3 protein-coding genes are annotated in these 1,759 nt (G+C 58.7%); all 3 read left to right on the plus strand.

All coding sequences use genetic code 11. The features are described 5' to 3' along the window. Positions 1 to 564: phage portal protein (locus tag GY725_13000; GenBank protein ID MCP4005105.1), on the plus strand; the 564-nt coding region annotated here is incomplete at its 5' end. Next, positions 491 to 988: a hypothetical protein gene (locus GY725_13005; GenBank protein ID MCP4005106.1), complete on the plus strand. Its 498-nt coding sequence runs from the start codon at positions 491 to 493 to the stop codon at positions 986 to 988. The genes GY725_13000 and GY725_13005, both read left to right, overlap by 74 nt. A gap of 61 nt (positions 989 to 1,049) precedes the next feature. Beyond that, the coding region (locus tag GY725_13010; GenBank protein ID MCP4005107.1) for a phage major capsid protein at positions 1,050 to 1,759 on the plus strand (710 nt) is incomplete at its 3' end.

Here is a 1,759-nt window from a genome sequence, read left to right on the forward strand (position 1 = left end):
GGAATGCTTCGTCCGATCGTGGTGCATACCGAATCCGACGTGAAGCAGGTCGGTCAGTCACTTACTGACCAAGATTGGATCGCGGCTCGCCGGTTTACGATCAACCAGGTGTCGCAGATGTACGGGGTTCCGCCTCAGTACCTGTACAACCTTGAGAACTCGACGCAGGAACAGACCAGCGAGATGTCGCGTGCTTACGTTGACACTTGCCTCGGGTCATACCTTGCGTCGATCCAGACCGAACTCGGGTTCAAGTTGCTTCCAGGCCGCGACTCCGGCGAGCGATACCGAGTCTGGTTCGACACTGCTCCGCTGATTCGCGGCACGTTCAGCGAACAGGTCGGAGCAATCCAGACCGCGATTCAATCGGGCATCATGACCCGAAACGAAGCACGTTCGATGATGGGTTACACCCCGATCGAAGGTGGTGACGAGATTCTAATTGGTCCCAACATGCTCCCGGTGGAGCAGAATCAGGAAATGGCTGCTGATGAAGATCGAACGCCGAATGATGCCAGCGGAAGCGCTGACGAAGACGCGAGCGGGATCGACTCGGACGATTGAGGGCATCGCGGTCCCGTACCGCAGTCTCTCCGTCATCCTTCGCGACCGCCCGCGCGCATACCGCGAAAAGATCGAGCCTCGTGCGATGCAGATCGACGACTCGGTCTCGATGTTCATCCAGCACAATCCAGGCGGCGTACCGCTTGCAAGAACAGGCGCGGGGACTCTTCGATTCGAAGAGCGAGAGAATGGACTCGGATTTGAATGCGACCTCCCGGATTGTCGGCAGGACGTGATCGAAGCACTCGAACGAGGCGACTTCGACGGATCCGTGTCAGTGGGTTTCATCGTTGCTGAGGATGGCGACACTTGGCAACACCGTCGATCAGGTCCGAGCGTCCGCACGGTGCGGGCGGCTCGCCTGGTCGAACTCAGTTTGGTGACTGCGGGGGCCTACGGGTCCGCAACGTCCCGTCTTACTTAGGAGTCCTCCAATGGACGACGCACGGAGTCTCCGCGAGCAGCGGGACGAACTCGCGGGCAAGATGAACGACATCCTGCTCCGCAACGACAGCATCGACGACGTTGAGTCGATCGAACTTCTCGAAAAGGGTGAGGCTCGCCTCGCCGAAATGGACACGCAGATTCGTGGTGCCGAGGCACGCGAAAAGATGTCCGCCATCGTCAAGAAGCCGTCTTTCGGTTTCACGCCTGGTGCGGGCACCGCTCCTCGCGAAGATCGCCGGTATCGGTTCGAGATGAACGGCACCGAGATCAAGATCACTGGTGGCAACCCTGACGTTCGAGCCAACCCGCTTGGTGGTGGCTCGGATGGTTCTGATGCCACGTTTACGTCTGTCGATGGCAATGGCGATCCGATCACGGGTGCAAGCATTCCGGTCGATCTTCTTGCGCAGATGATCCGGAAGTTGCCGAAGTTGGCTGTTCTGCGGCAGCAACTTACTGTTCGTACCTACAGCAACGATGTCGAACTCCAGCGCGTCAACGCGAGGATTTCCCTCGAAGGTGATGCGTTCACTGCCGAATCCGGCGCGTACAACGAGAAGATTGGTTCCTTCGAGCGTGTGCGTGTTCGTAACTTCAAGAGTTCCGCACGCAGCAACGTCACCGAGGAATTCCTTCGTGACGCTCGCGGCAACGCGGTCCAGGAAATGCTGCTCCAGCACGCCGAAGAGCATGGGCTGTATTTCGACAACGCCTACGCAACCGGCATCGGAGACGATGATGGTCCGGA

This window comes from bacterium (assembly GCA_024226335.1).
In the GTDB taxonomy this organism is placed as follows: domain Bacteria; phylum Myxococcota_A; class UBA9160; order SZUA-336; family SZUA-336; genus JAAELY01.